At 58.6% G+C, this 23867-nt stretch carries 24 protein-coding genes and 1 riboswitch; of the genes, 9 read left to right on the top strand and 15 right to left on the bottom strand.

Going from position 1 to position 23867, the window contains the following annotated elements; translation table 11 throughout:
* Nucleotides 1-112: 112 nt before the first annotated feature.
* Nucleotides 113-601, bottom strand: coding sequence for a C40 family peptidase (locus ACB035_RS03950; RefSeq protein WP_005334331.1), 489 nt, complete (start codon nt 599-601; stop codon nt 113-115).
* A gap of 275 nt (nt 602-876) precedes the next feature.
* On the opposite strand from ACB035_RS03950, the gene ACB035_RS03945 reads away from it, so the two are divergent.
* The gene (locus ACB035_RS03945) at nt 877-1599 is read left to right on the top strand and encodes a 4'-phosphopantetheinyl transferase superfamily protein (protein ID WP_371166734.1); all 723 of its coding nucleotides are present in this window, start codon (nt 877-879) and stop codon (nt 1597-1599) included.
* The gene (locus tag ACB035_RS03940) at nt 1596-2444 is read left to right on the top strand and encodes a tetratricopeptide repeat protein (protein ID WP_371166733.1); all 849 of its coding nucleotides are present in this window, start codon (nt 1596-1598) and stop codon (nt 2442-2444) included. Before ACB035_RS03945 ends, ACB035_RS03940 begins: the two co-directional genes overlap by 4 nt.
* A gap of 156 nt (nt 2445-2600) precedes the next feature.
* Here ACB035_RS03940 and ACB035_RS03935 read toward each other — a convergent pair whose 3' ends face one another.
* Nucleotides 2601-2843 carry an Lpp/OprI family alanine-zipper lipoprotein gene (locus ACB035_RS03935; protein WP_005334342.1) on the bottom strand — a complete coding sequence of 81 codons (243 nt, stop codon included), beginning with the start codon at nt 2841-2843 and terminating at the stop codon, nt 2601-2603.
* Nucleotides 2844-3068: 225 nt separating this feature from the next.
* Entirely contained in the window at nt 3069-3722 is a 654-nt protein-coding gene (gene ribB / locus ACB035_RS03930; RefSeq protein ID WP_139428348.1) for a 3,4-dihydroxy-2-butanone-4-phosphate synthase, read from the bottom strand.
* A gap of 104 nt (nt 3723-3826) precedes the next feature.
* A riboswitch (FMN riboswitch) is annotated at nt 3827-3983 on the bottom strand.
* A gap of 259 nt (nt 3984-4242) precedes the next feature.
* Between ribB and purU the strand changes: the two genes are divergently transcribed.
* Nucleotides 4243-5079, top strand: coding sequence for a formyltetrahydrofolate deformylase (gene purU, locus ACB035_RS03925; protein ID WP_042084048.1), 837 nt, complete (start codon nt 4243-4245; stop codon nt 5077-5079).
* Between the two features lie 79 nt (nt 5080-5158).
* Here purU and ACB035_RS03920 read toward each other — a convergent pair whose 3' ends face one another.
* Both ACB035_RS03920 and cls read right to left on the bottom strand, forming a co-directional pair.
* A complete protein-coding gene (locus tag ACB035_RS03920; RefSeq protein ID WP_371166732.1) occupies nt 5159-6421 on the bottom strand; it encodes a DUF945 family protein in 1263 nt (420 codons plus the stop codon).
* Nucleotides 6422-6528: 107 nt separating this feature from the next.
* Nucleotides 6529-8010 (bottom strand): cardiolipin synthase, encoded by a 1482-nt coding sequence (cls, locus tag ACB035_RS03915; RefSeq protein WP_371166731.1) that lies wholly within the window; start codon nt 8008-8010, stop codon nt 6529-6531.
* Between the two features lie 97 nt (nt 8011-8107).
* Here cls and ACB035_RS03910 point away from each other — a divergent pair, with 97 nt between their 5' ends.
* Entirely contained in the window at nt 8108-8650 is a 543-nt protein-coding gene (locus tag ACB035_RS03910) for a DUF1439 domain-containing protein (protein WP_040065150.1), read from the top strand.
* Nucleotides 8651-8655: 5 nt separating this feature from the next.
* On the opposite strand, the gene ACB035_RS03905 is transcribed toward ACB035_RS03910, so the two are convergent.
* Nucleotides 8656-9096, bottom strand: coding sequence for a GNAT family N-acetyltransferase (locus tag ACB035_RS03905; RefSeq protein ID WP_041980377.1), 441 nt, complete (start codon nt 9094-9096; stop codon nt 8656-8658).
* A 328-nt stretch (nt 9097-9424) separates the two neighbouring features.
* On the opposite strand from ACB035_RS03905, the gene ACB035_RS03900 reads away from it, so the two are divergent.
* Complete coding sequence (locus ACB035_RS03900) at nt 9425-10174, top strand: lytic transglycosylase domain-containing protein (RefSeq protein ID WP_371166730.1); 750 nt, start codon at nt 9425-9427, stop codon at nt 10172-10174.
* A 94-nt stretch (nt 10175-10268) separates the two neighbouring features.
* On the opposite strand, the gene aqpZ is transcribed toward ACB035_RS03900, so the two are convergent.
* The gene (gene aqpZ, locus ACB035_RS03895; RefSeq protein ID WP_371166729.1) at nt 10269-10958 is read right to left on the bottom strand and encodes an aquaporin Z; all 690 of its coding nucleotides are present in this window, start codon (nt 10956-10958) and stop codon (nt 10269-10271) included.
* Between the two features lie 270 nt (nt 10959-11228).
* The gene (locus ACB035_RS03890) at nt 11229-11441 is read right to left on the bottom strand and encodes a DUF1653 domain-containing protein (protein ID WP_005334366.1); all 213 of its coding nucleotides are present in this window, start codon (nt 11439-11441) and stop codon (nt 11229-11231) included.
* A 381-nt stretch (nt 11442-11822) separates the two neighbouring features.
* Between ACB035_RS03890 and ACB035_RS03885 the strand changes: the two genes are divergently transcribed.
* On the top strand, nt 11823-13037 hold the full coding sequence (locus tag ACB035_RS03885; protein ID WP_005334367.1) for a pyridoxal phosphate-dependent aminotransferase: 1215 nt from the start codon (nt 11823-11825) through the stop codon (nt 13035-13037).
* Between the two features lie 63 nt (nt 13038-13100).
* On the opposite strand, the gene ACB035_RS03880 is transcribed toward ACB035_RS03885, so the two are convergent.
* The 6 genes from ACB035_RS03880 to ACB035_RS03855 all read right to left on the bottom strand — a co-directional run bounded on the left by ACB035_RS03880 (nt 13101) and on the right by ACB035_RS03855 (nt 19238).
* Nucleotides 13101-14576 carry a YfcC family protein gene (locus ACB035_RS03880; protein WP_005334369.1) on the bottom strand — a complete coding sequence of 492 codons (1476 nt, stop codon included), beginning with the start codon at nt 14574-14576 and terminating at the stop codon, nt 13101-13103.
* Nucleotides 14577-14738: 162 nt separating this feature from the next.
* Entirely contained in the window at nt 14739-15932 is a 1194-nt protein-coding gene (fabV, locus tag ACB035_RS03875) for an enoyl-ACP reductase FabV (protein WP_005361765.1), read from the bottom strand.
* 150 nt (nt 15933-16082) lie between these two features.
* Nucleotides 16083-16670 carry a histidine phosphatase family protein gene (locus ACB035_RS03870; protein WP_236350500.1) on the bottom strand — a complete coding sequence of 196 codons (588 nt, stop codon included), beginning with the start codon at nt 16668-16670 and terminating at the stop codon, nt 16083-16085.
* A gap of 154 nt (nt 16671-16824) precedes the next feature.
* Nucleotides 16825-17478, bottom strand: a complete 654-nt coding sequence (locus ACB035_RS03865; protein ID WP_005334376.1) for a transcriptional regulator — start codon at nt 17476-17478, stop codon at nt 16825-16827.
* 64 nt (nt 17479-17542) lie between these two features.
* Nucleotides 17543-18832, bottom strand: a complete 1290-nt coding sequence (locus tag ACB035_RS03860) for a serine dehydratase subunit alpha family protein (protein WP_371166728.1) — start codon at nt 18830-18832, stop codon at nt 17543-17545.
* Nucleotides 18833-18854: 22 nt separating this feature from the next.
* Entirely contained in the window at nt 18855-19238 is a 384-nt protein-coding gene (locus ACB035_RS03855) for a Rid family detoxifying hydrolase (RefSeq protein WP_005344164.1), read from the bottom strand.
* 251 nt (nt 19239-19489) lie between these two features.
* Between ACB035_RS03855 and ACB035_RS03850 the strand changes: the two genes are divergently transcribed.
* From ACB035_RS03850 to ACB035_RS03840, 3 genes are all read left to right on the top strand, one after another.
* The gene (locus ACB035_RS03850) at nt 19490-20785 is read left to right on the top strand and encodes an amino acid permease (RefSeq protein WP_021229327.1); all 1296 of its coding nucleotides are present in this window, start codon (nt 19490-19492) and stop codon (nt 20783-20785) included.
* Nucleotides 20786-20978: 193 nt separating this feature from the next.
* Complete coding sequence (locus tag ACB035_RS03845) at nt 20979-22985, top strand: methyl-accepting chemotaxis protein (RefSeq protein WP_371166727.1); 2007 nt, start codon at nt 20979-20981, stop codon at nt 22983-22985.
* Between the two features lie 266 nt (nt 22986-23251).
* Nucleotides 23252-23539 carry a hypothetical protein gene (locus ACB035_RS03840; protein ID WP_005361772.1) on the top strand — a complete coding sequence of 96 codons (288 nt, stop codon included), beginning with the start codon at nt 23252-23254 and terminating at the stop codon, nt 23537-23539.
* An 80-nt stretch (nt 23540-23619) separates the two neighbouring features.
* Here the strand turns inward: ACB035_RS03840 and ACB035_RS03835 are convergent, their stop codons facing one another.
* Complete coding sequence (locus tag ACB035_RS03835; protein WP_371166726.1) at nt 23620-23808, bottom strand: hypothetical protein; 189 nt, start codon at nt 23806-23808, stop codon at nt 23620-23622.
* Between the last annotated feature and the right edge of the window lie 59 nt (nt 23809-23867).

The raw sequence follows: 23867 nt of genomic DNA, 5'->3' as shown, positions 1-23867 counted from the left end.
TGATTTGACTCGGGAAAGTCTAAACGAGGGCAATAAAAAACCGGGCTATCGAGCCCGGTTCAAGTGAGGTTGGAAAAACAGTCCGTACTTCGAGCCGTTTGTCCAGCCTGACTCAGATATCGATCCGGCGAGCTTGCCAGAACTTGTTGCGCCAATATTGGCTATCCAACTTGGAGCGAGTCACACCGGCTCGGGTCGAGGCATGGATGAATTCACCATTGCCGACATAGATACCAACGTGGTTGAGACGACGATTGATTTTGAAGAAGACCAGGTCACCCTCGACCAGATCCTGCTTGGAAACGCGCGTCCCTTCATGGACTTGGGAGCGGGTATCGCGGGGTAATTCGATACCGACGGCATTGCGGAACACTTCACGGGCAAAGGCGGAACAGTCGATACCGCGCTGGCTGCTGCCCCCCATCCGGTACGGAACACCACGCCACTCTTTATATACAGTCAGGATTTCATTCACATCGGGTGTCTGGGAAGCTTCCGGCTCGATGACAGGTTCAACCATGGAAACTTCGATCTTGCTCGCGACCTCGGGTTGGGGTGCCGAGGCACAACCCACCATTCCGAGCGCGACCAGCAGTAGCATCAGGTGGCGCAATCCTTTATCCCCGCTAAATAGTAAATCTTGTTAAAATACGGCCCCAAAGGGCAATTTATAAGGCAACAGCACCCGACTATATCCAAGAATTCTATCGAGGCAAGTGAAAATCCCTATCAAGCTCACATTTTTGCAAGGAAATGCACGATTTTTCATAATTAATGTGATCATGCCCAAACAATATACAATCGCAAAAAGAGCCTTGGGCCTCATAGATAACTGGCTTTTATCTCTGCTTCAGCACCTTTTTAAAGTGAAAAATCATGATCGAAACCGATCTTTTTTTGTTAAAACCGGCCAGAGTATGCCAGGAACTGCTTGCTCAATTGCCTGAATGGTTGTCAACCGATGAGCAGCATATCTGGCAAGCCATGACCCATCCTGAACGGCGTCAGGAATATCTGGTGAGCCGCTCCCTGCTGCGCCAGCTATTGGCCGAGCGGCTGCAACAACCCGCCGCCAGTCTGCAATTTTGCAACGGCCCCCACGGCAAGCCCCGACTGCATGATGATGCTTGGCAGTTCAATCTGAGCCACAGTGGCAGCTGGCTGGTGCTGGCGCTCTGCCCGCAGGGGCCGCTTGGGGTGGATATCGAACTGGGCAAACGGCGGCATCACCCCCTCCCCCTGGCCCGCCGGTTTTATGCACAGAGTGAATATGAGTGGCTCTGCGCACTGCCTGCCCAAGAGCAGGAGGGGGCCTTCTACCGGCTCTGGTCGCGCAAGGAGGCGGTACTGAAAGCCCACAGTGGCGGCATAGCGGCGGGACTGGAGAAGGTGCGGTTTCTCCCGGAGGAAGAATGGCGACTCGACAACCGGCTCGATGACACCCCTTATCAGGTACAGGATTGGCCCTTTGCCAGCGGCTGGCTCAGTCTCGCGGCGGCGGCAACCCCCGTTGCCTTTTACCGGCTGGATGAGCGCTTGAATTGCCACTCGCTTAACCCCATGTTACTCAACACCCTTTCTGAAGAGTCCAACTCATGATCGTCGACATTACTCCCCAGAATTTTCACGCTGAACTTATCGATGCGTCCATGAAGAAGCCGGTCGTCATCTATTTCCATGCTCCGCAGATGCCGGAGTGTCAGGGGATGACACCGCTGATCGAATCACTGGTTGGGCCCGCTAATGAGCAGGTCACCCTGGCCAAGGTGGATATGAACGATCCCCAGTTGCAACCGCTGGCCAGCCAGCTCGGCCTGCGCGCCCTGCCGGCGCTGGTGCTGTTCCATCAGGGTCGCCCTGACGAACAGGGGATCATCGAAGGGCCGCAGGATGAAGCCACCCTGCGCCAGTATTTCGCCGCCTTCGCCCCCAAAGAAGAGGAAGAGTTGCTGGCCAAGGGGCAACAGGCACTGGCTGACGATCAGCCCAGCATCGCCTATGCCCATCTGACCAAGGCACACCAGATGGCACCTGAACGTCACGACATCAGCCTGTGGCTCATTCAAGCTGCGCTCGACCTCAACCTGCTGGATGAAGCGCAGGAGCGCCTCGGCACCATCCCGATGGCGGCGCAAGATAGCCACTTCCATACCTTGAGCTCACGGCTGGCGCTGGCCCTGCAAGCGGCAGACAGCCCGGAGCTGCGCGCGCTGGAAGCCCGTCATGCAGAACAGCCTGATGATTTTGCCCTGACTCAGGAGCTGGCGGTGCAATACAACCAGGCTGGTCGTCAGGAAGAGGCGTTGGGACTGCTGCTGGAGATCCTCAAACGGGATTTGGCATTCGGCGATGCCAGAAAGACCTATCTCGATATTCTGGCGACCATGGGCAGCACACCGGCGGCGCAGAGCTACCGTCGCAAACTCTACAGTCTGCTCTACTGATCGGAATCGAACTGGCTGGTAATGATGGGGGAGTGCCGGGAGACCGGCATGACCTCATGGGTCAAGTACGAAGAAGGGGCTGTGGGGATAGTGGAGATTCGGTGAATTTCAGGCAAAAAAAAATGGCGCAAAACTGCGCCATTTTTTTCGCATGGATTACTTCTTGTAGGAAGTAGCCATGTTGTCGATGCGCTGGTTAGCACGCATAGCTTCTTGCTTGGCTTCGGCAACATCAGCAGCGATTTTGGACTGATCAGCACGAACTGCGCTAACATCTTGAGCCAGTTGGTCAACTTTGTTAGACAGATTCTGAACGGAAGTTTCCAGTTCGCTGGTGTTTGCACAACCGCCCAGCAGAGCGGACAGACCAACAACACCTACCAACAACAATTTTTTCATTTTTAAAGCTCCCTTGAACTCGCCAGACGTTTAGCAAGCGGCGTGATTATGGCACAAAAAAATCCTACTTTGCATAGTCCCCACCACAGATAAATGCATTAAAACCCTCATTTTTTTTTGAATGAACAGTTTTTGTCCAGATTCGTCTAAAAAATGAGTGCCGTGTGGTGGGGGCACGGACAAAGGTTAACCAAATTTTTGCCTTATTACAATTTCGTATGAGGCTCAGGCTGTACGTTCTGACAACAATTGACGATATTGCACCAGATCCTCGATGGTCAGCACCGGCATCTGGTGCTTGCGACCGAACGCAACCAGGTCTGGCAGACGCGCCATCGAGCCATCTTCTTTGGTCAATTCACACAACACACCAAACGGTTTGAGACCAGCCAGCTGCATCAGATCGACCGTCGCTTCGGTATGACCCCGGCGGGTAAGCACCCCACCGGTTCGCGCCCGCAGCGGGAAAACATGACCCGGGCGGTGCAGATCGCCCGGTTTGGCGCCGTCAGCGATGGCTGCACGGATGGTGGTGATGCGATCAGCCGCCGAGACACCGGTCGTGACCCCCTGCGCCGCTTCGATGGTCACGGTAAAGGCGGTCTGGTAGTGGCTGGAGTTGGCCTCCACCATCATTGGCAGTTCCAGCTGGCGAACTCGCTCGTCGGGCAGACAGAGGCAGACTATGCCGGAGCACTCTCGGATCATCAGCGCCATCTGTTCATTGGTCATGGATTCGGCGGCGAAAATGAGGTCGCCCTCGTTCTCCCGATCTTCATCATCGGCCACCAGCACGCCGCCTCCGGCACGCAAGGCAGACAGGGCCGTTTCGACACGGGCAACGGGATCACCGAATTCACTGAGTAGAGACTGATTCATGGTAAAACTCCTAAACAAGACAAGGACCAGAATCAGGGCATGGAAAGGCAGACAGAGACGAGCATGCAGCGGCCAGCCCACAAGGGCCAACACGGCAAGGTCTGTCTTATCCTCTTTCATCCGGACTATGACCGTCGGCTCCGGCATCTCACCGGATCTGCTGACCCCGACCCGGCAATCAGCCAAGTCGGGCGCTCGCGGGCTCCCCGAGTCAATCGGGATACCGCCGGTGGGGAATTGCACCCCGCCCTGAGAATAAGCGCAGACAGCCTAAAGAAAAACGGTTGCAGATACCAGCCAAAATCCCCCGCAGGCTGAAAAGCGTTTCAACATTGCGCCCGGGATCCCGCTCTGCGGCCCACTCGCCAGCGCGAGAGGCTATGACTGGCGAATTTCTTTATGGCTCGGATCGGTTTATGGCATAGTTCCCGAAACAAAAAAACAGGGCCCGAAAAGAGAGCCTGAACAACGCTGCCGGCGCAGACAGCAGCGCCAACACCACAAACGGAAAATGACAGAGATGGAAAAGAAAATACTGCTCACGGATTGCCCGGATGCCAAAGGGCTCATCGCCAAGATCACCAACATCTGCTATAAGCACCAGCTCAACATCATCAAGAACGATGAGTTTGTGGATCACGAGAATGGCCGCTTCTTTATGCGTACCGAGCTGGAGGGGCGCTTCAACGACGAAACCCTGCTGGCCGACCTCGATGATGCCCTGCCCACCGGCGCCCAGCGCCGTCTGGTCAAGGCGGGCAAGAAGCGCATCGTCATCCTGGTGACCAAAGAGACTCACTGCCTCGGCGATATTCTGATGAAGAACTACGCGGGCGCGCTGGATATGGATATCGTCGCGGTGATCGGCAACTACGACACCCTGGCCGAGCTCACCGGCAAGTTCGATATCCCGTTCCACACCGTCAGTCACGAGGATCTGAGCCGGACCGAACATGAAGAGCAGGTACGCACCATCATCGACAGCTATGAGCCTGACTATGTGATCCTGGCCAAGTACATGCGGGTGCTGACCCCGAGCTTCGTCGAGGCCTATCCGCGCAAGATCCTCAACATCCACCACTCCTTCCTGCCCGCCTTCATCGGTGCCCGCCCCTACCGACAGGCGTTTGATCGCGGCGTCAAGCTGATCGGTGCCACCGCCCACTTCGTGACCGACGACCTGGATGAAGGCCCCATTGTCGAACAGGACGTGATCCACGTCGGTCACGCCTTCAGTGCGGACGACATGGCCAAGGCGGGTCGGGATGTGGAGAAATCGGTGCTGAGCCGCGCGCTGGAGCTGGTACTGAACGAGCGGGTGTTCGTCTACGGCAACAAGACGGTGGTCTTCAAGTAATCCGCCCACACGGCCCGTATGCAAACGCCAGAAACAACAACGGCTCCCGCAGGAGCCGTTGTTGTTTCTACATCATGTGTCAGAGCGGCAGACCGTTTACCGTCACCGCGCCCTTCTCCAGCTTCAGCTCGGAGGTCAGCACTTGCTTGTCTGCCTTCAGATAACCCATCAGGGTCAGCTGATCGAGCATGGGGGCCAGTTGCGGCACCGCCTTGCCCAGCTTGTCGCTGAGGCTGGCATGCAGCACGCCGGAGAGGGCCTGCATTCCCGCGTCGCTGTTGAACAGCTGCTCCAGCGAGGTAGAGGCCAGCTTCACGTCCCCCTTCATGGTCACCGCCTCACCGTTGAGCTTGGCGCTGAGATCGGCCAGTTCAAGGGTCGCGCCACGTTTGAGCATCTTGTCCAGCGCCTGCTGGATGGCGGCATCTTCAACTCCCTTGCCACCGGCTGCCTGCAGCCCCTGATACCCTTCCAGATCCAGACCGTTGAGGTTGAGCGCCAACTTGCTGTCGGTCACCGCCAGCGTGTCGGTCTCGTTCTCCAGATCCAGCTTGGCAATCTTCATCTGATAGCTGCTGGAGAGGGTCTGGGCATCATCGCCGGTCAACTGAGTCTCGGTGGTCATCCCCTGCAGAGCGACCTTGACGCTGTCAGGCAGTTGTACCGTGAGGGCCGAGAGGGTCATCTCGCTCTGGGGCGAGAGGAGCACACCGCTGATCTCGGCAATGTCGGCACTCCCTTTCAGGTCGGCCAGCACCAAGTCCATCTTGCTCTGCTCTTCATGGACCGTCATCCCCTGCCAGGTCATGGTGAGGTGACCATTCCCCTCCAGATTGCCGTGGAACTCACCGCTCAGGGGCAGGAAGCTGAACTCGTCCAGCCCCTGTTTGATCTTGAATTCATTGGCCCAGAAACGGCTGCTGTTACCCTGAGTCCAGAGACTGGTGACCGACTCCAGACCGAGTTCCCACTGCTCCATGCCCAGTGCGGTAAAGACTGGCGCCAGAGTGCCATTATGGGTATCGAGCAGGAAGTGGCTCTTGATGTAGAGCGGCAGGATCTGGCTCTTGACCACAAGTTGCAACTCGATGGGCTGACTGCCCTCCAGCTCGCTGTCGATGGCAGCCAGCTCCTCCGGCGTCACCACGACCTTCAGGATCCCGTCACGGGTGAAGAGGTTGCTGCTACCCGGCTGCCACTGCATGTCGATACCGGTCTCTTGCTCTACCTTGGCGATCTGCTCCGCCATGATGTTGTCGAAGCTGTTGCCCGTGTACCAGCACGCAGCCAGACCACCACCTACCAGTGCCGCACCCACGGCGAGGGCCACTATCTTTTTCATATATCCATGTGTCTCCAGGGAGTTGTCACTGCACTCTACGGGGCGGACTCGGGGCTAGGCAAGTCCAATAAGATGGCGAGTCCACTTTCTTGCGGCTCGCCACAACATCACAGCAAGGGGCTGAAGAGATAGAAGATGTTCTCCATCGCCTTCTTGTACCAGGGGCGGGCCTGCCATTGGGCCAGGGTCATCGGGGTGGCTTCCGCCATATAGCCCTGCACCAGTCGGGTCATCTGGGCCACGAACGAGGGGTTATCCACCAGCAGGGTCACCTCGAAGTTGAGCCAGAGGCTGCGCCGATCCAGATTGACCGTCCCCACCAACGCGAAGTCATCATCCACCAGCACGCTCTTGGTATGGAGCAGACCGGCATCGTAGCGGTAGATCTCCACCCCGGCAGCCAGCAGCTCCTCCATAAAAGCGTTGCAGGCGTAATTGGCCATGATGGAGTCGTTGCGTGCCGGCAACACCAGCTGCACCTGCACTCCGCGCGCCGCTGCCGAACTGAGTGCGGCCGCCAGCGGATCGTCGGGCACAAAGTAAGGGGTCGTCAGCACCAGATGGCTGCGCGCCTGATAGATGGCCAGCAGCAGGCTCTGCTGGATGCAGTCGCCGCCGACGAAGGGGCCGGACGGGATCAGCTGGGCGCGGTAGTTGGTCTGGGGCCAGGCTTCCGGCTCATGCTGCAGACTGTCGAGAAGCCGCTCGCCGGTCTCCATCTCCCAGTCCCAGACGAAGATCGACCACATCAGCGGCACCATGGGCCCCTGCACCCGGATCATGATGTCGACCCACTGGCCGACCCCGGCATCCTGTTTGAAGAAACGGGGATCCACCATGTTCATGGAGCCGGTGTAACCCACCCTGTCATCAATCACCACCAGCTTGCGGTGCATCCGCAGATCCTGACGCTGGAACAGAATGCGCCAGGCGCCGACCGGCAGCACCTCCACCAGCTTGACCCCCGCCTTGCGCAGCTTTTTGGGCCAATGGGAGCGGAAGAACTGCTTGCTGCCCACCGAATCGAGCAGCAAGCGACAATCCACGCCGCGTTGCGCCACTTCAATCAGCGCCTCGCACACCTCGTCGGCATCGCCGCCCGGATGCCAGATATAGAACTCCAGATAGCAGGAGAGCGTCGAGCGACGGATATCCTGGGCAATCTCGCGCAAGATCCAGTCCGGCTTGTTGAGCAAGGTCATGCGGTTGCCGGAGAGCATCGGCATGGCGAGCCGTCCCTGGATGAGATCGTGCAGCGGCTGTGCCTTGGCGCCCACTTCGCAGCAGTGCTGCGGGAACAGACGGGCCAGCTGGCGGATCCAGATGGCATAAGGGCGATACATGGCCTGGGCGCGCTCGGCACGGCGGCGCCCCAGCTTTATTTCACCAAACAGCACATAGAAGCCCACCCCGCCAAACGGAATGGCATAGATCAGCGCCAGCCAGGCCAGCGACACCCCGATGGGACGGCGTTTCATCACCACCCGAAACGACACACCGGTGACAATCACGGTATGAAAAAGCAGTAGCAGCCAACCCAGAAAACGGGAAAACAGCAGTTGAAGATCGTGTTCCAGACCGTTAAACAACGGGGACTCCTTCTAATCGACAAACAGCGCGGTGGGCAGACCCCAACCGGCCGGGATGGTATGCTGTAAGGCAAATCCATTCTATCAGGTCGCACGCATGATCCTGCAATCTATGCTGCTCAGCCTGGCCATGCTAGGCCAAGGCTCATATGACATCAATGAGCAACAGATAAACCAGTACCTGCAATCTCAGGTGCAAGTCGACAAACAGCTGGAGCTGCCGGGCATCATCAAGGCCCATGTGCAGCTGGAACAGAGCGATGTCCAGATCGGTCGCCAGCGCCCCGATACCGCCCGGGTCTATGGCAAGGGCAAGCTCAAAATCGCCCTGCCAGACAATACCGAATATGACGCCCGCCTGCAGATGACCTATGAGGCGAGGCCCCGCTATGACAAGAGCCAGAGCGCGCTGTTTCTCGATAACATGAAGCTGGTGGAGTACAAGCTGGAGCCGGAGGCGGCCGAGAAGAAGTTCGGACTGATGCTCAACATGCTGCTGCAGAGCATGGAGAAACGGCTCGAGACCAAGCCGGTCTACAAACTCAATGACAAGGATCCGGATCAGGCGTGGCTGAAGGAGAATCTGCTGGGGCTGGAGCTGTCACCGGGCAAGATCCACCTGCTGACCAAACCGCGCTAAACCGCTCAATTCAGGAGGGGCTGGGTGGTATCCCGTACCAGCAGCTCCACCTGATAACCCTGCTGCTGCTGCCGCTCGTAGAGGGAGAAAAGCGACCCGCTCAATTGATTGAGGGGCATATCGGCAAACCCGGCCTTGAGATAGAAAGGCTTCTCGAAGGGCAGCGCCTGACAGACCACAGGTTTGTCCAACAGACCGTGACAGGCGTGCTGCAGCAGCCGTGACCCCAATCCCAGCGACTGGTAGTGGGGCAACAGGCGAAAGCCGCACAGATGGTAAAACTCCTCCTCGTCCCGCAACCGAACCGCCCCCACCAGCCAGTGAGCATCACGCACGACAAAGATCCGCTCGGCCAGATCCGGCACATAGTGGGAAAACGTCGTCTCGTAATAGTCCCTGATAAGGGAGAGGTCGGCGTCGCAGTACTCTTCGAAAGTGAGTTCCATCGCCAGCTTGCTTGTCACAGACAAATCCTTTGATAATCAGTTATTAGTGCCAGATACGGTGCGCTAATCCGACCACATGACGCCAGCACGATAGCATGCCTTTCGTCAACAAAAAAGCGGACGTCGTGGGCAGCTTGCTTACCCGGTGGCAGAGGCCATGACCCACCGCCCGACTGCCAAAACCGTGCTTTATGATGACAATCCTTTATTGCGGCAGATACTTTGATCCCGGTCACCGAATCGGATCATTTGCCCCCTGTTGGCCGCTTGTTCTGCCCTCGTCATGATGCTTTACTCAACATGGTCATCACAAGAAGGAGTATTAGGGTTGAAAGCATGGATGCTGGCAGGCCATATGTTGTTGATCCCCCTGAGCGGATGGAGCCAGACTCCCCCTCCCGCGGAGGTGATCTTCCTGACCGCCGCGCCCTCCCCCTTGCGTCCGAGCAAAGATGCCACTCCCGCCTCACAACCCGACACCGCTCAAACAGCGGCAGTCGCCACCAACGGCAAGAAGCAGATCCAGGTCTATAAATCGGTGCAGCAGAACGGGGTGGTTCGCTACTCCGATATGGCACCCGAACAGGGCCATTACGAGCTGCTGCTGTTCAATGACTGCTTCGCCTGCGATCCCAAATCCAGCGTCAACTGGCAAACCACAGGGCTGTTTCTCTATGACTATGCCAGCACCATCAAGGCGGCCGCCAAAACCTATCAGGTTGAGCCGGCGCTGATCCGGGCGCTGATCCATGCGGAATCGGCTTTCAATCCGCTGGCGGTCTCCCGCAAGGGGGCGATGGGGCTGACCCAGCTGATGCCCGCCACGGCGCGGGAGTTGGGGGTCGGCAATGCCTTGCTGGCGGAGCAGAATATCTTCGGCGGGGTGAAATACCTGGCGGGACTACTCAAGCAGTATGACGGCAACGTGGCGCTGGCGACCGCGGCCTACAACGCCGGCGCGGGCGCCGTACAAAAACATGGCGGTATCCCGCCCTATGCGGAAACCCGTGCCTATGTGGAGCGCGTCCAGCTCCTCCACCTGCGCTACAAAGAGATGCTGCAGGCCAAAGGGCTCTGAGGTTAGCCTCGGTTAATGCTCTTTTCTCGCCCCCCTCCAGAAACAAAAAACACGCCCGCAGGCGTGTCGATACCACACTTTGTTTCGCAAATGATTACTTCTGCTCAGTCGCCACCAGGCGATAAGCCAGCGCACCCAGAATGGCACCGACAATCGGGGCAACCCAGAACAGCCACAGCTGGCTGATAGCCCAGTCACCGACAAACAGCGCAACACCGGTACTGCGGGCCGGGTTGACCGAGGTATTGGTCACCGGAATGCTGACGAGGTGGATCAGGGTCAGGCACAGACCGATGGCGATCGGCGCGAAACCGGCAGGCGCACGGCTATCGGTGGCCCCCATGATGACAAACAGGAAGAAACCGGTCATCACCATTTCGCATACGAGTGCGGCAGTCAGACTGTAATCACCCGGAGAGTGCTCACCGTAGCCGTTGGAAGCAAAACCGGCAGAGAGATCAAACCCGGCCTGACCGCTGGCAATCACGTAAAGCACGGCAGCGGCGGCAATGCCACCCAACACTTGCGCCACGATATAAGGCAGTACACCGGATGCCGGAAAACGACCACCTGCCCACAGACCGACGGTCACGGCCGGATTGAGGTGGCAACCGGAGATATGACCGATGGCAAACGCCATGGTCAGCACGGTCAGACCGAAAGCCAGCGAGACCCCCAGCAGACCAATCCCGACGTGAGGGAAGGCCGCAGCCAGCACGGCACTGCCGCACCCGCCCAATACCAGCCAGAAAGTGCCCATAAACTCAGCAGCAACAGGTTTCACATTATTTCTCCCATTTGAGATAACACCGAACAAGACCCGAGAAGGGCCCATGCTTGAACAAGCGCAGCATTATGGGAGTGTGAGTCCAGATTGCGAACCCGGCAGGCGGGGCTCACTCAATGTGACCTTAGTCACAATTAGTTGATTAGATAAGGGATTTATCATTAAGACAGCCAGCTGCACATCTCATACCCAAGGGCGTCATGCGACAACTTGTGACACCGTTTAGCTCGAGTGCTCATCCCTTGAACGATATAAACGGAGGCGTGGTCAGTCTCCTGCAGGGGCAAAACGGCTGACAACCTGCCCCTGATGCTCAATCCACTCCATAAACATGGCGACGGGTCGGGCATAGACCTGACCATCCTGCTCGGATTGATAAATTACCAGCTGCTCCTGGGTTTCGGTATGCAAAGCCAGGGCAAGCACTTGATAGTAACCCCCCTTGAAGTGGCGATAGCGGCCTGGAACGGGTGCTTGCATGGGAAAACCTCGCAGAAGTGAACACCGATGAGCGAACCACATAAAGATGACACCATGAGTGCCATTCAACTCATCGAAAAGGGGGACGAAGACGATTTTTTACACAAGCCAATCGTGCCACAGGATCCGGATATTGCAACACAGTCAGGCAGCTTTGTTAATTCGTTCCCCATGTTTCACTAGTTAACCTTGGTTAGCACCAAAGATCGTGCTGAATTTAACGTTCTAGCAACCCTGTTTTAGGGCTAAAAATCAGGGAATTCTTCTAAAAAGAGGATTGTTCTAGCATTCAATTCTGTGAAGAATAGGGGAAAAGAAATTTGATACTAAAAATCGCCTTTTTCGCCAACGCGTCCCTGTGGGGAAGGAATCACACTCACCATGTTCACAATCGACAAGTCGCACAAGCTCGACGATGTCTGCTATGACATCCGCGGCCCGGTGCATAAAGAGGCTCGCCGTCTCGAAGACGAAGGCCACCGCATTCTCAAGCTCAACATCGGCAACCCGGCCCCGTTCGGCTTTGATGCGCCGGAAGAGATCATCAAGGATGTGATCCTCAACATGCCGCTGAGCCAGGGCTACTGCGACTCCAAGGGGCTCTTCTCTGCCCGTAAAGCGGTGATGCAGTACTACCAGCAAAAAGGGATGCGCAAGGTCGATATCGACGACATCTACATTGGCAATGGCGCCAGCGAGCTGATCGTGATGGCGATGCAGGCGTTGCTCAACAATGGCGACGAGATGCTGGTGCCCTCCCCCGACTACCCGCTCTGGACCGCCGCCGTCACTCTCTCCGGTGGCCATGCGGTGCACTACCGCTGCGATGAAGGAGCTGACTGGTATCCGGATCTCGACGATATCCGCGCCCGCATCACCCCGCGCACCCGCGGCCTGGTGCTGATCAACCCCAACAATCCGACCGGAGCCGTCTACGGCAGCGAGTTCCTGCTGGAGGTGATCGAGATCGCCCGCCAGCACAACCTCATCATTTTCGCCGACGAGATCTACGACAAGATCCTCTACGACGATATCTCCCACACCAGCGTCTGCACCCTGTGTGACGATGTGATGGTGGTGACTTTCAACGGCCTCTCCAAGGCTTACCGCGCCTGCGGCTTCCGTCAGGGCTGGATGGTCATCACCGGTCCAAAAGGCCGTGCTCGCGGTTATATCGAAGGGCTGGAGATGCTGGCCTCCATGCGGCTGTGTGCCAACGTGCCGATGCAGCACGCCATCCAGACTGCGCTTGGCGGCTACCAGAGCATCAACGAGCTGATCCTGCCGGGCGGCCGCCTGCGCAAGCAGCGGGACAAGGCGTGGGAGCTCTTGAACGAGATCCCCGGGGTTTCCTGCGTCAAACCCAAGGGGGCGCTCTACATGTTCCCGCGCCTCGACCCCAAGGTGTATGACATCCGCGACGACCAGAAGATGGTGTTCGACCTGCTGCAGCAAGAGAAACTGCTGCTGGTGCAGGGCACCGGCTTCAACTGGCCGGCGCCGGATCACTTCCGGCTGGTGTTCCTGCCCCGCGAAGAGGAGCTGGAGGATGCCATCGGCCGCCTCGCCCGTTTCCTCAAGGGCTACAAGCAGTAAGCAAGGCTCATGAAACAGGCTCCCGCGGGAGCCTTTTTGTTATCTGTGGCTTTATCCGTGCCATCAGCCGTGCAGCAGGGCGCCGGCCACCAGCACCGCCATGGTGATGAGGGCTACGCCGATGATAAAGGGCAGCACCCAGCGCACGAAGCGATCGTAGGGGATCTTGGCGAGCGCCAGACCCGCCACCAGATGGGCGGCAGTGGGGGCAAACAGGTTGATCCAGCCGGAGGCGGACTGATAGGCGGTGATCACCAGATCCCGGGAGATGCCGGAGAAGTCCGCCAGCGGCCCCATCAGCGGCATGGAGACAGTCGCCAGCCCCGAGGTGGAGGGGATGAAAAAACTCAGGATGATGTGCACCAGATAGGCCATCAGGATGAAGACCGACGAGGAGAGTCCGGTCACCAGCCCTTCAGCCCAATGCAAAATGGTGTCGATGATGACGCCCTGCTCCATCACCACATAGATGCCGCGCGCCACCGCAACCACCAGTGCCACCCCGATGAGATCCCGAGCACCGCTCAGGAAAGTCGCCACATAGTTGGACTCCGGCATCCGGTTGATCAGCGCAATCAGGATGGAGGCACTGAAGAACAGGGTCGAGAGCTCGTCAAACCACCAGCCAAAGGTGGGCAGCACGTCGATCCCCAAATCCGACCAAGGCACCACCGCATAGATCATCAGCAGGAAGGTGCCGAAGAAGACCAGCATGGTGAGTTTCTGCTTGCCGGTGAAGGCGAGGTTGCCGCTCTTCATCTGGGAGAACTCGTCGTCATAAACGATGTCGGCCAGCACGGAGCGGGACTTGTCCTGCTGCACCTGCTTGGCGTAGCGCATCACGAACCAGGAGGCGAAGATCACCAGCAGCAGCCACTGGATGACCCGCAAACCGATCCCCTCACCGATGGGAATGCCGGCAAAACCGGAGGCGATGCCGGTGGCAAACGGGTTGACGGTTGAGGCGAGCACCCCGACCCCGGAGCCGAGCAGGATAATCCCCGCCGCCACCATGCGATCGAAGCCCGCCGCCATCATCACCGGCACGATCAGCGCCCAGAAGGCCACCGTCTCCTCCGCCATGCCGAAGGTGGAACCACCAAGAGCAAAGAGAGCGATCAGCACAGGGATCAGCAGCCGCTCGCGCCCGGCAAAGCCGCGCACTATGGCCCCCACCCCGGCATCCAGTGCCCCGCTCTGCATGGTCACCGCGAGAAAACCACCGATGATGAGCACGAACAACGCCACGTCGGCCGCCTTGTGAAAGCCCTGAATGGGGGCCTTGAGCACCTCGAATACCCCTTGCGGGTGGGCGGGGAGTTCGGTGTAACTGCCGGGCACCGGCAACAGCCGCTCGTCGCCGCTGTAATCGGCCACGGCCGCTGCCGCCACCGGCTGCTGGGTCTTGGCGGTGACATAGTCATATTTGCCCGCTGGCAGCACCCAGGTGAGGGCGGCCATCAGGGCGATGATAATAAAAAGCAGGGTATAGACAGTGGGAAGTTGGCGCTTCTTGGGCGCCTCGTTTGGAGTGGTCATAGCTTCCGTTCCTCGGCAATGCCGTCTGTGATCCGATCAGCGCAAGACTAGCGGGTTTGATATGGGAAAAAGGTGATCGCTGATAATAAAATTCCGCAAATTAGCGGAATGTTTGCCAAAAAAACAGGGCCCCGCGGGGCCCTGTCTTCACTTGAGTCAAACTCAGAGCTCGACCACGTCGAATTTCACATCCGGATTTACATCCGCATCGTAATCGACCTCATCCAGACCGAAACCGAACAGGCGCAGGAACTCTTGCTTGTAGCCGGTGTAATCGGTCAATTCGGAGAGGTTTTCGCTGGTGATGGATGGCCACAGGTCGCGGCAGGTCTGCTGCACATCTTCACGCAGTTCCCAGTCATCCATGCGGATGCGAGCCTGATCGTCCAGCGCCATGTCGGACGCGTAGAGACGGGTGCGCATCATGCGATCCACCTGCTCCATGCAGCCCTCGTGAATGCCCTTCTCTTTCATGATCTTGAAAGCCATGGAGATATAGAGCGGCATCACCGGAATGGCAGAGGAGGCTTGAGTCACCACGGATTTCAGCACAGCCACGTGAGCGGTGCCGCCCTTGGCTGCCAGATCGCCACGGATGGCGGCAGCGGCGCGATCCAGATCTTCCTTGGCGCGGCCCAGGGTGCCATGCCAGTAGATTGGCCAGGTCAGATCGGTACCGATGTAGGAGTAGGCCACGGACTTGGCGCCGTCAGCCAGCACGCCGGCATCACGCAGGGCTGCCATCCACAGCTCCCAATCCTGACCGCCCATGACGGTGATGGTGTTCTGGATCTCTTCCTCGTTCGCCGGCTCGACGGTAGCGGTGATGATCTGATCCTTGTTGGTATCGATGGCGGTGGTGGTGTAGACCTCACCGATCGGTTTGAGGGCAGAGCGCACCACTTCGCCGGTTTCCGGCATCTTGCGCACCGGAGAGGCCAGGGAGTAGACCACCAGATCAATCTGACCCAGATCCTGCTTGATAAGCTCGATCACCTTGGCGCGGCACTCGTTGGAGAAGGCATCGCCGTTGACGCTCTTGGCGTAGAGGCCCGCCTCTTTGGCTGCCTTGTCGAAGGCGGCAGAGTTGTACCAGCCAGCGGTACCGGTCTTGGACTCGGTGCCCGCTTTTTCAAAGAAGACGCCGAGGGTGGCGGCGCCGCTACCGAAGGCAGCCGCAATCCGGGAGGCCAGGCCATAACCGGTGGAAGCGCCGATCACCAGCACCTTCTTGGGACCATTCTCGATGGTGCCCTTGGCCTTGGTATAAGCGATCTGGCGACGAACATTGGCTTCACAACCGACCGGATGAGTGGTGGTGCAGATAAAGCCGCGAACCTTGGGTTTGATGATCATATGGGGTCTCGGATCCGTTTAATGGATGAAATCGGGGCATAAGATACCTCATCTTGCCGCGATAAGGTGCTCTGATGTGTTGAACTGCGGCAAAAATGGGCATCCGAAGGTGGCAATCATGGTCCATGCCATGGTGCCACCTCACGGCAATTAGCAGGCAATGCGGGTGATGTGGCCATCCTGCAGCTTATAGAAGGCATCTTGGGGCAACTCCTGTGACCAGGTCGCCTTATAGTCGAGATCGGCATAGACGCCTCGCAACATGGCACCGAGCAGACCGTGGGAGATAACGATGGCCCGCTCGGCGATGGCAGGATCCTGCAACCACTGGTGTGCCCGGCGCTGAATGCTCTCGAAGCTCTCGGCCCCCGGTGCCTGCAGATACCAGTCCCCCTTGCCGGTATCGAGTTCGGGGTGGGCAAGACGCAGCGCCGGGATCTGGCAGCTCTCCCACTCCCCCATCCCCAGCTCCATCAAGCGATCGTCCCAGACGATGCGATCTGCCGTCAGCCCCAGCTGCTCGCACACCAGCAGCGCAGTCTGACGGGCACGGCCAAGCGGGCTGGCATAGACGGTCCAGCGGGCGGGATCCGCCAGTTCGGCGGCAAGGCGCCGCCCCATGGCGATGGCTTGCGCCTCGCCCTTGTCGGTCAGCTCGGAGTTGCAACGCCCCTGCAGACGCTGCTCGGCATTGAAGCGGGTCTGGCCATGGCGCAGCAGATAGATGAGTCGAGACATGATTTCTCCAGCACGTTCAGAGAGATAGAAAAATAAAGGGGGAAGATGATAGCAAATGAGCCCGAAGGATGGCCCAAACAGAGAAGCTAAAACGGGCGTAAAAAACGGGTCAAGGCTGACCCGTTTGCTGCCAATTTGGCCAGATTAAACTGGCTCAGCCCTTCTTGATCTCCCGCAGATAGCGGTAGATGGAGTGGACCGAGATCCCGAGCTGGCGCGCCGCAATCTGGGCGCTGTCTTTTAACTCGAAGATCCCCATGTCGTGCAGCTGGTTGACGATGACCCGGGTCTTCTGGGACGGAGGCACAGCCTCGTTGCCACGCACCTCGGCACTGACGGTGTCGATGGTGCTGTTGAGCGCTTCGTCGATGTTGCGGGCGAACACCTCCGGGGTGGCATGGCTCTCGTGGGGATGCATGCACTCCGGCATCATGGTGCGCAGCACGGATTGCAGCGGAGCATCCATGTCGCTGTTAATGCAGAGCAACCCGATGGCCCTGTGCTCCCCGTTGCGGATCACGGTCGTGATGGAGCGCAGGGTCTTGCCGGTGGCACACTTGGTCATGTAGGGGCTGGAGATATCCTGCCCGCTCTTGAGCTTCATCATCGCCAGGTTGGTGATGGGGGCGCCGACACTGCGGCCGGTGATATGGCCGTTGGCAATCTTGACGATCGAGGGATTGCGCGCATCCAGACTGTGGAGCAGCACTTCGGTGTGCTGGCCATACATGGCGGCGATGCCGTCCACAATGTTCTCCATCGACTTGAGGATCTCAAAATCGCTCGGACTCAACTCTTGCAGCTTCACAATGGGACCTTCTTGCAAGGGTTGCTGCCGGACAATGGACGCCGGGCAGCAACCGACAGGGACATCAGGCGGACATGATATCAATAATGGTGCTGTCTGTGGCAGACATGCCCTCCTTCACCATCTGGCCGACGTTGCGGATGGTCTGATCCACGTCACCTGCGACGATCCCCTGCTCCGACACCGAGTGGCTGTTGAGGGCCATCAGGAAGCCGCGCACCGCCGCACCGGAGGAGGTACTCACCTTCATGGCGCAGGAGGCTTTCGCCCCGTCACATACCATACCGGCACTGTCGCTCAGTACGTTCTGGATGGCGAAGCAGGATTGCTCGAAGCTGCCGCCCGCCAGATAGACCATGGCCATGGAGGCGGCCGCGCTGGTCACGGTATTGCCACAGAAGGCCGACAGCGGCGGATAGTGGGACTTGATATAGATGGCGCCCAGATGGCTCATGATGAGGGCGCGAGCCAGCTGCTCTACGCTGGCCGCAAAGCGCTCGGCAATCACCATCACCGGAATGGTGGCGGCAATGCCCTGGTTGCCGCTGCCGAAGTTGCTCATGGCTGGCAGGGTCGCGCCCCCCATGCGGGCATCGGAGGCAGCCGCCGTCATCATCACGATGCGGTTCATCACATCCTCGCCGATGAGACCGGCATTGATGTTCTGCTGCATGGTGCGGCCAATCTCCAGGCCATAGGGGTTGTTCATCCCCTCGGCGGAGAGCTTGCCGTTAAGCTCGGAAGCTTTGAGGATGAACCTGATCTGTTCGAACTCCACCTGAGTGGCGAACTCGTAGATGGCGGCGATGCTGATATCGACGCCATCGCAGATGGAACCGGTGGCGCCGCCCTGGCTCTGGTCGGCGGTGAAGGTTACCTCGCCATCGCGGCGCTGCTCGACGATGCGGGTATGGCCGCCGCAGAGGGTCACTTCGGCGCTGTGCTCTTCACCCTTGTCATCAGTGCCATAAACGGTCACGCGGCAGAAGATAAACTCGGGGGCGGCGGTGCGACTCACCTGCACCTTGCCGGCATCGATCAGCTGCTGGGCACGCTCCACCTGTGCTGGCTGGATCGCGGCCAGCACCTCCAGCCCGGCGTCGGCGTTGCCACCGATGGCACCGGCCGCGGCCGCAATGGCCAGACCGATCTTGCCGGTCCCCGGCACATAGACACCCATCGAGTTTTTATAGAGATTGTCCGACACTGCAACCTCGAGGCGACCGGGCTCACAGCCCAGTTGCCGGGTGGCGACCGCTGCGGCATAGGCGGCGGCAATTGGCTCGGTACAGCCCAGCGCTGGTTTGACAACCTGTTGAATAATCTGCAGATACTGCTGCCACGCTTGTTTCATCACTTGAACCTTTTTATCAGCATTAACGAGCGATATGGGCGATCGCTTCCACTTCAACCTTGACGCCCATCGGCAGATCCTTCACTGCGAAGCAGCTGCGCGCCGGACAATCTTTCTGGAAATAGGCTTTATAGACCTCGTTGAACGCGGCAAAATCGCTGATCTCGGCGAGGTAGCAGGTGGTTTTGAGCACGGTATCCAGCGAGCCGCCAGCGGCTTCCAGCACGGATTTCAGGTTTTCCAGTGACTGGCGGGTCTGGGCGGCAATCCCCCCTTCCACCACACCACCCTGCTGCTTGCAGACCGGCAACTGACCGGAGGTAAAGATAAGGTCGCCATAGGCAGTGCCGTGGCTGTAGGGACCGATAGCGTCAGGTGCCGCTGCTGCTGTGATGATGCGTTTCATATAGCCACTCCTGTTTGTGCAATTTTTTTTGCAATCATGAATCTCATTCCGTTCAACATTATTTGCTTTTTATTTTATCCATTCAACAAAAAGATACAAAAATGGCGTTTAAAGGCACCTTTCGGCCTCAATATAAACCGTGATCACCATCCTGATTTGAACAAAAGTACTCTTATGGGCATTGTTTATGACAGTTTTATTCAACTATATTTGCGCCGATTTCCCACATCCCTACAAAAAAGAAGGTTTTAATGGACGCGCATAGCACTACACTCGCCAGCCCCGTGATGGGCACGCTGGAATGGAAAGAAGCGGTTCGCTTCGACAGCACCGACTGGGGCTGGATCATCATGAGCATCGGCATGGCCATCGGCGCAGGGATCGTCTTCCTGCCGGTACAGGTGGGTCTGATGGGCTTGTGGGTCTTTCTGCTCTCGGCGGTGATCGGCTACCCCGCCATGTACATGTTCCAGCGCCTCTTTATCAACACCCTAGCCACTTCGCCGGAGTGCAAGGATTACCCCAGCGTCATCACCGGCTACCTTGGCAAGAACTGGGGTGTGCTGCTCGGCGCGCTCTACTTCGTGATGCTGGTGATCTGGGTCTTCGTCTACTCCACCGCCATCACCAATGACAGCGCCTCCTTCCTGCAGAGCTTCGGCGTCACCGACGGCCTGCTCTCCGAAAACCCGCTCTACGGTCTGGTGCTGATCTGCGGTCTGGTGGCACTGGCCTCGCGCGGTGAAAACCTGCTGTTCAAGATCTCCACCTTTATGGTGCTGACCAAGATCAGCGTGGTGGCGGTGCTCGGCCTGATGATGGTGGACAAGTGGGATGCGGCCAACATCACCGCCATGCCCGCCGCCGGTGACTGGATGAAGGATGCCATCATCATGCTGCCCTTTACCCTCACCTCCATCCTCTTTATCCAGAGCCTGAGTCCCATGGTGATCTCCTACCGCTCGCGGGAAAAGTCGCTGGAAGTAGCCCGCTTCAAGGCGATGCGCGCCATGAATATCGCCTTCGGCATCCTGTTCGTGGTGGTGTTCTTCTACGCGGTCTCCTTCACTCTGGCCATGGGCCACGATCAGGCGGTCAAAGCCTCTGAAGAGAACATTTCCGCGCTGGCCATGGTAGCCCAGGGGATGCCCGGCCAGACCCTCAAGCTGCTCAGCCTCACCCTCAACATCTTCGCGGTGATGACCGCCTACTTCGGCGTTTACCTCGGTTTCCGTGAAGCGTGTCAGGGTCTGGCGATGAACCTGTTGCGCCGGGTGCTGCCGGAAAACCGCATCAACAAAGGATTGGTAGGCAAAGGGATCATGGTGTTTACCGTCATGCTCTCCTGGGGTGCCATCGTGCTCAACGCACCGGTACTGAGCTTCACCTCCATCTGCAGCCCCATCTTCGGTATGGTGGGTTGCCTCATCCCGGCCTATCTGGTCTATCAGGTACCGGCGCTGCACAAGTACAAGGGCACCTCCCTCTACATCATCATCGTCACCGGCCTGCTGCTCTGCGTCTCGCCCTTCCTGGCGTTCAACTGATCGGTTTCCCCTTATCGACCGCGGGTCACCTTCGGGTGGCCCGTTTTCTATTGGCTCGGCTGACGGCGCCCCCGCCCGGAAGTAAAAAGCCAAGGGGATCACAACTTGCAACCGGCCATCACCCAAGGGAGGCCGCTCGGAGTACTATTCAGGCAACACGAATCACGCCCGCACTCAGGTATCGAGGCTTAACATGAAATGGATTTTCAACCCCGCCATCCGGCTGGGCAATCAGCTCTCCTTCAAATACAAGTTCCTGCTCTGGTCCTGCCTGATGCTGCTGCCACTGGCCTACAGCATGACCAATCTGCTGGGGCGGCTGCATGATGACAACGTCCAGGCCAACCGCGAGCTGGCGGGAGTGGCCAATCTCACCCCCGTGCCCGCTATCGAGCAAGCCCTGCTCACCCATCGCAATCTGGTAACCCGTCACGCCTATGAAGTGGATCCGGTCGGTGATGATCAGGTCAAGGCAGCCGCACAAGCCGTTGATCAGAGCCTGCAAGCCTTTGCCGACACCCGCCAGAACAACCCCTCCTTTGAGGTGATCCAGCAGGGCTGGGCCGCCCTGCAGAGTGAAGCGGGCAAGCTGGAAGTGGAACAGAGCAACCTGCGCCACGACAAGCTGCTGACCGAGGTGCGCCACCTCTACAAGCACATTACCGCCAGTAGCAGCCTGATCCAGGATCCGGCGCTCGGTACCTACTACATGGTGATCCTCGCCAGCGAGCGGTTGCCGCAGCTGCGCGACCTGCTGGCTCAGGTGCGGGATCGCGCCGCCACCATCGCCGATTTCGGCCTGTTTCAGGCAGAGGGCTACAGCGGCCTGCGTTTTCGTCTCGACCTGATCAGCGCCACTCTGCAGGAGCTGGAGGCCGATCTGACCCTGCTCTACCAGATTGAACCGGCCTATCGCGCCGAACTGGGCCAGCAGACCGATGCTCTGATACAGCTGGTGCGTCAGGGGGTCGAGACCATGGAAAACAAGATGATGAAGGATCAGCTGGTGCAGCTCTCCACCAAGGAGGTGCAGGCACTGGGGGATAAGATGGACGAGGCTATCACCGCGCTGGCAGGCCAGGTACGCCAGCGGCTGGAGGCCGACTTACATCAGCGGCTGGCCGCCAACCAGCTCCACTTCTGGTGGGTCACAGCGCCGCTGACCGCCAGCTTGCTGCTCTACCTCTACCTGATGATCGGCGCCTATCTCTCCCTGCGCGACACCGTAGGGCGGGTGCGTGATATCGCCGCCCGGGTCAACGCCCAGGATCTCAGCCAGCACATCGAGATCGTCGGTCAGGATGAGCTGGCCGCCATCAGCCGGGATTACAACGTGACCCTGGAGACCCTGCGCACCCTGATGCTGCGAGTGCGGGAAAATGGCGTCACAGTAGTGGAGAGCGCTACCGAGATCGAAGCGCGCACCTGCCGCTCGCAGGAGGTCATTGCCGATCAGCAAGGGGAGACCCATCAGGTCGCTACCGCCATCAAGGAGCTGGCTGCGACTTCACAAGACATGGCGGGCAACGCCCTGCAAGCGGCCCGCATGACCCAGGAGGCGCAAAACGTGGTCGGTCAGGGCGAGGATGTGGTGGAGCGCACCATCAAGGCCATCGACCATATCAACCGCGAAGTGCTGCGCACCGCCGACACCATAGGCCTACTGGAGCAGCAGTGCAGCCAGATTGGCGGCGTCATCAGCGTGATCCGTAGCATCGCCGAACAGACCAACCTGCTGGCCCTCAACGCTGCCATCGAAGCGGCCCGGGCCGGTGAGCAGGGTCGCGGCTTTGCGGTGGTGGCCGACGAGGTGCGGTCTCTTGCCAACCGCACCCAGGGGGCCACCGTCGAGATCCAGCAGATGATTGAACAGCTGCAATCCGGCGCCCGCGCCTCGGTCACCGCCATGTCGGCGGCTAGCCATGAAGCGCAGGAGGGGGTCGGGCTGGCGCAGGAGGCAAAACAGGCTTTCGGCGCCATCACCGAGAAGGTGGATCGGATGGTCGATACCAACGCCATCATCGCCAGCGCCATCGAGCAGCAGGGCGCCGTGGTCAACGAGATCGAACGCAATGTGGTGCGCATCTCCGATGGCAGTGACGAGGCGCTGCAAGTGGCCAACGCCGCCCGCGATGCCGCCCGCCAGATCCACCAGCTCACCGAACAGCTGCGCGCCATGGTACAGAGCTTCGTGCTGTAACAGAGCGCTGACAAGCCGGGCTCAACGTGAGCCCGGCATTATCCCGGTCTCGCATCTCCCGACAACATCTAGGTTGAGCGGATCATTCAGAAAATCGCTGCTCCCACTTGCCGGGCAAACGCCAACAAAGTAGTCTCGAACGAAAACAAAATGCGGCATTCCTGACACGCACAGTCTGCGACGTCGAGGCAAGCAAGCCGCCTGCGAGCCACAGATTAAAACCAGCGTCACGTCATCTATCACCCGCTTCAAGCGAGGATTTACCCATGGCCAGATACCAGTTTTTTACCATTCCGGCGTCCAATCGGCAGCAATACACCTTTATCGACATGGCATCACCGACTTTTCTGAGTGAAAAGGCGGCACTGCTGACCCAAGGATTCGAGGTGGAGGAGGACTTTATTGACGCGACCACTCCACGGGAGGCCGTCGAGAAGTACCAATCCAATTTTCTCTACGTGGCGGATGAGATAGGCAAGTCCGATAGCAGCTATGCCGCAGCCGTCGCCATGCTGGAGATTGGCAAGGGGTTATTGGGTAATAAAACCCGCTGAGATAAGGTACAGCAGTGAAGAGTGGTGGCCATCGTGGCAACGCGCCCGATGGCCATATGGCAAGATATCAATTCGGTAAGTCAGAAGCGCCCCAGCTGCTGGAGCATCTCGATCAGCTCCTCTTCGCTGCTCGGCTCATAGGCCAGCTGAAGGCTCGGCGCAGCGCCTCCCATCAGCATGTAGACGTTAGTGCTGCAGTGGTCGTAGTGATCCCACTTACCGTCGATACAGACGTCGGTATAGCATCTCGGGTCCCTTTTCAGTTCCATATGCACATCCTTTTGTTACATCCCATCAACATCACTCCTGACCGTAAGACAACCCGCTG

The sequence above is a fragment of the Aeromonas sp. S12(2024) genome (genome assembly GCF_041402305.1).
Taxonomy (GTDB): domain Bacteria; phylum Pseudomonadota; class Gammaproteobacteria; order Enterobacterales; family Aeromonadaceae; genus Aeromonas; species Aeromonas veronii.
This window is presented reverse-complemented; position numbering and strand designations above follow the sequence as displayed.

What these genes read in the sequence shown, in the direction of transcription:
- ACB035_RS03950 (WP_005334331.1), bottom strand. Translation starts at nt 601, where the DNA reads ATGCTACTGCTGGTCGCGCTCGGAATGGTGGGTTGTGCCTCGGCACCC.
- ACB035_RS03945 (WP_371166734.1), top strand. Translation starts at nt 877, where the DNA reads ATGATCGAAACCGATCTTTTTTTGTTAAAACCGGCCAGAGTATGCCAG.
- ACB035_RS03940 (WP_371166733.1), top strand. Translation starts at nt 1,596, where the DNA reads ATGATCGTCGACATTACTCCCCAGAATTTTCACGCTGAACTTATCGAT.
- ACB035_RS03935 (WP_005334342.1), bottom strand. Translation starts at nt 2,843, where the DNA reads ATGAAAAAATTGTTGTTGGTAGGTGTTGTTGGTCTGTCCGCTCTGCTG.
- ribB (WP_139428348.1), bottom strand. Translation starts at nt 3,722, where the DNA reads ATGAATCAGTCTCTACTCAGTGAATTCGGTGATCCCGTTGCCCGTGTC.
- purU (WP_042084048.1), top strand. Translation starts at nt 4,243, where the DNA reads ATGGAAAAGAAAATACTGCTCACGGATTGCCCGGATGCCAAAGGGCTC.
- ACB035_RS03920 (WP_371166732.1), bottom strand. Translation starts at nt 6,421, where the DNA reads ATGAAAAAGATAGTGGCCCTCGCCGTGGGTGCGGCACTGGTAGGTGGT.
- ACB035_RS03910 (WP_040065150.1), top strand. Translation starts at nt 8,108, where the DNA reads ATGATCCTGCAATCTATGCTGCTCAGCCTGGCCATGCTAGGCCAAGGC.
- ACB035_RS03905 (WP_041980377.1), bottom strand. Translation starts at nt 9,096, where the DNA reads ATGGAACTCACTTTCGAAGAGTACTGCGACGCCGACCTCTCCCTTATC.
- ACB035_RS03890 (WP_005334366.1), bottom strand. Translation starts at nt 11,441, where the DNA reads ATGCAAGCACCCGTTCCAGGCCGCTATCGCCACTTCAAGGGGGGTTAC.
- ACB035_RS03885 (WP_005334367.1), top strand. Translation starts at nt 11,823, where the DNA reads ATGTTCACAATCGACAAGTCGCACAAGCTCGACGATGTCTGCTATGAC.
- ACB035_RS03880 (WP_005334369.1), bottom strand. Translation starts at nt 14,576, where the DNA reads ATGACCACTCCAAACGAGGCGCCCAAGAAGCGCCAACTTCCCACTGTC.
- fabV (WP_005361765.1), bottom strand. Translation starts at nt 15,932, where the DNA reads ATGATCATCAAACCCAAGGTTCGCGGCTTTATCTGCACCACCACTCAT.
- ACB035_RS03870 (WP_236350500.1), bottom strand. Translation starts at nt 16,670, where the DNA reads ATGTCTCGACTCATCTATCTGCTGCGCCATGGCCAGACCCGCTTCAAT.
- ACB035_RS03860 (WP_371166728.1), bottom strand. Translation starts at nt 18,832, where the DNA reads ATGAAACAAGCGTGGCAGCAGTATCTGCAGATTATTCAACAGGTTGTC.
- ACB035_RS03855 (WP_005344164.1), bottom strand. Translation starts at nt 19,238, where the DNA reads ATGAAACGCATCATCACAGCAGCAGCGGCACCTGACGCTATCGGTCCC.
- ACB035_RS03850 (WP_021229327.1), top strand. Translation starts at nt 19,490, where the DNA reads ATGGACGCGCATAGCACTACACTCGCCAGCCCCGTGATGGGCACGCTG.
- ACB035_RS03845 (WP_371166727.1), top strand. Translation starts at nt 20,979, where the DNA reads ATGAAATGGATTTTCAACCCCGCCATCCGGCTGGGCAATCAGCTCTCC.
- ACB035_RS03840 (WP_005361772.1), top strand. Translation starts at nt 23,252, where the DNA reads ATGGCCAGATACCAGTTTTTTACCATTCCGGCGTCCAATCGGCAGCAA.
- ACB035_RS03835 (WP_371166726.1), bottom strand. Translation starts at nt 23,808, where the DNA reads ATGGAACTGAAAAGGGACCCGAGATGCTATACCGACGTCTGTATCGAC.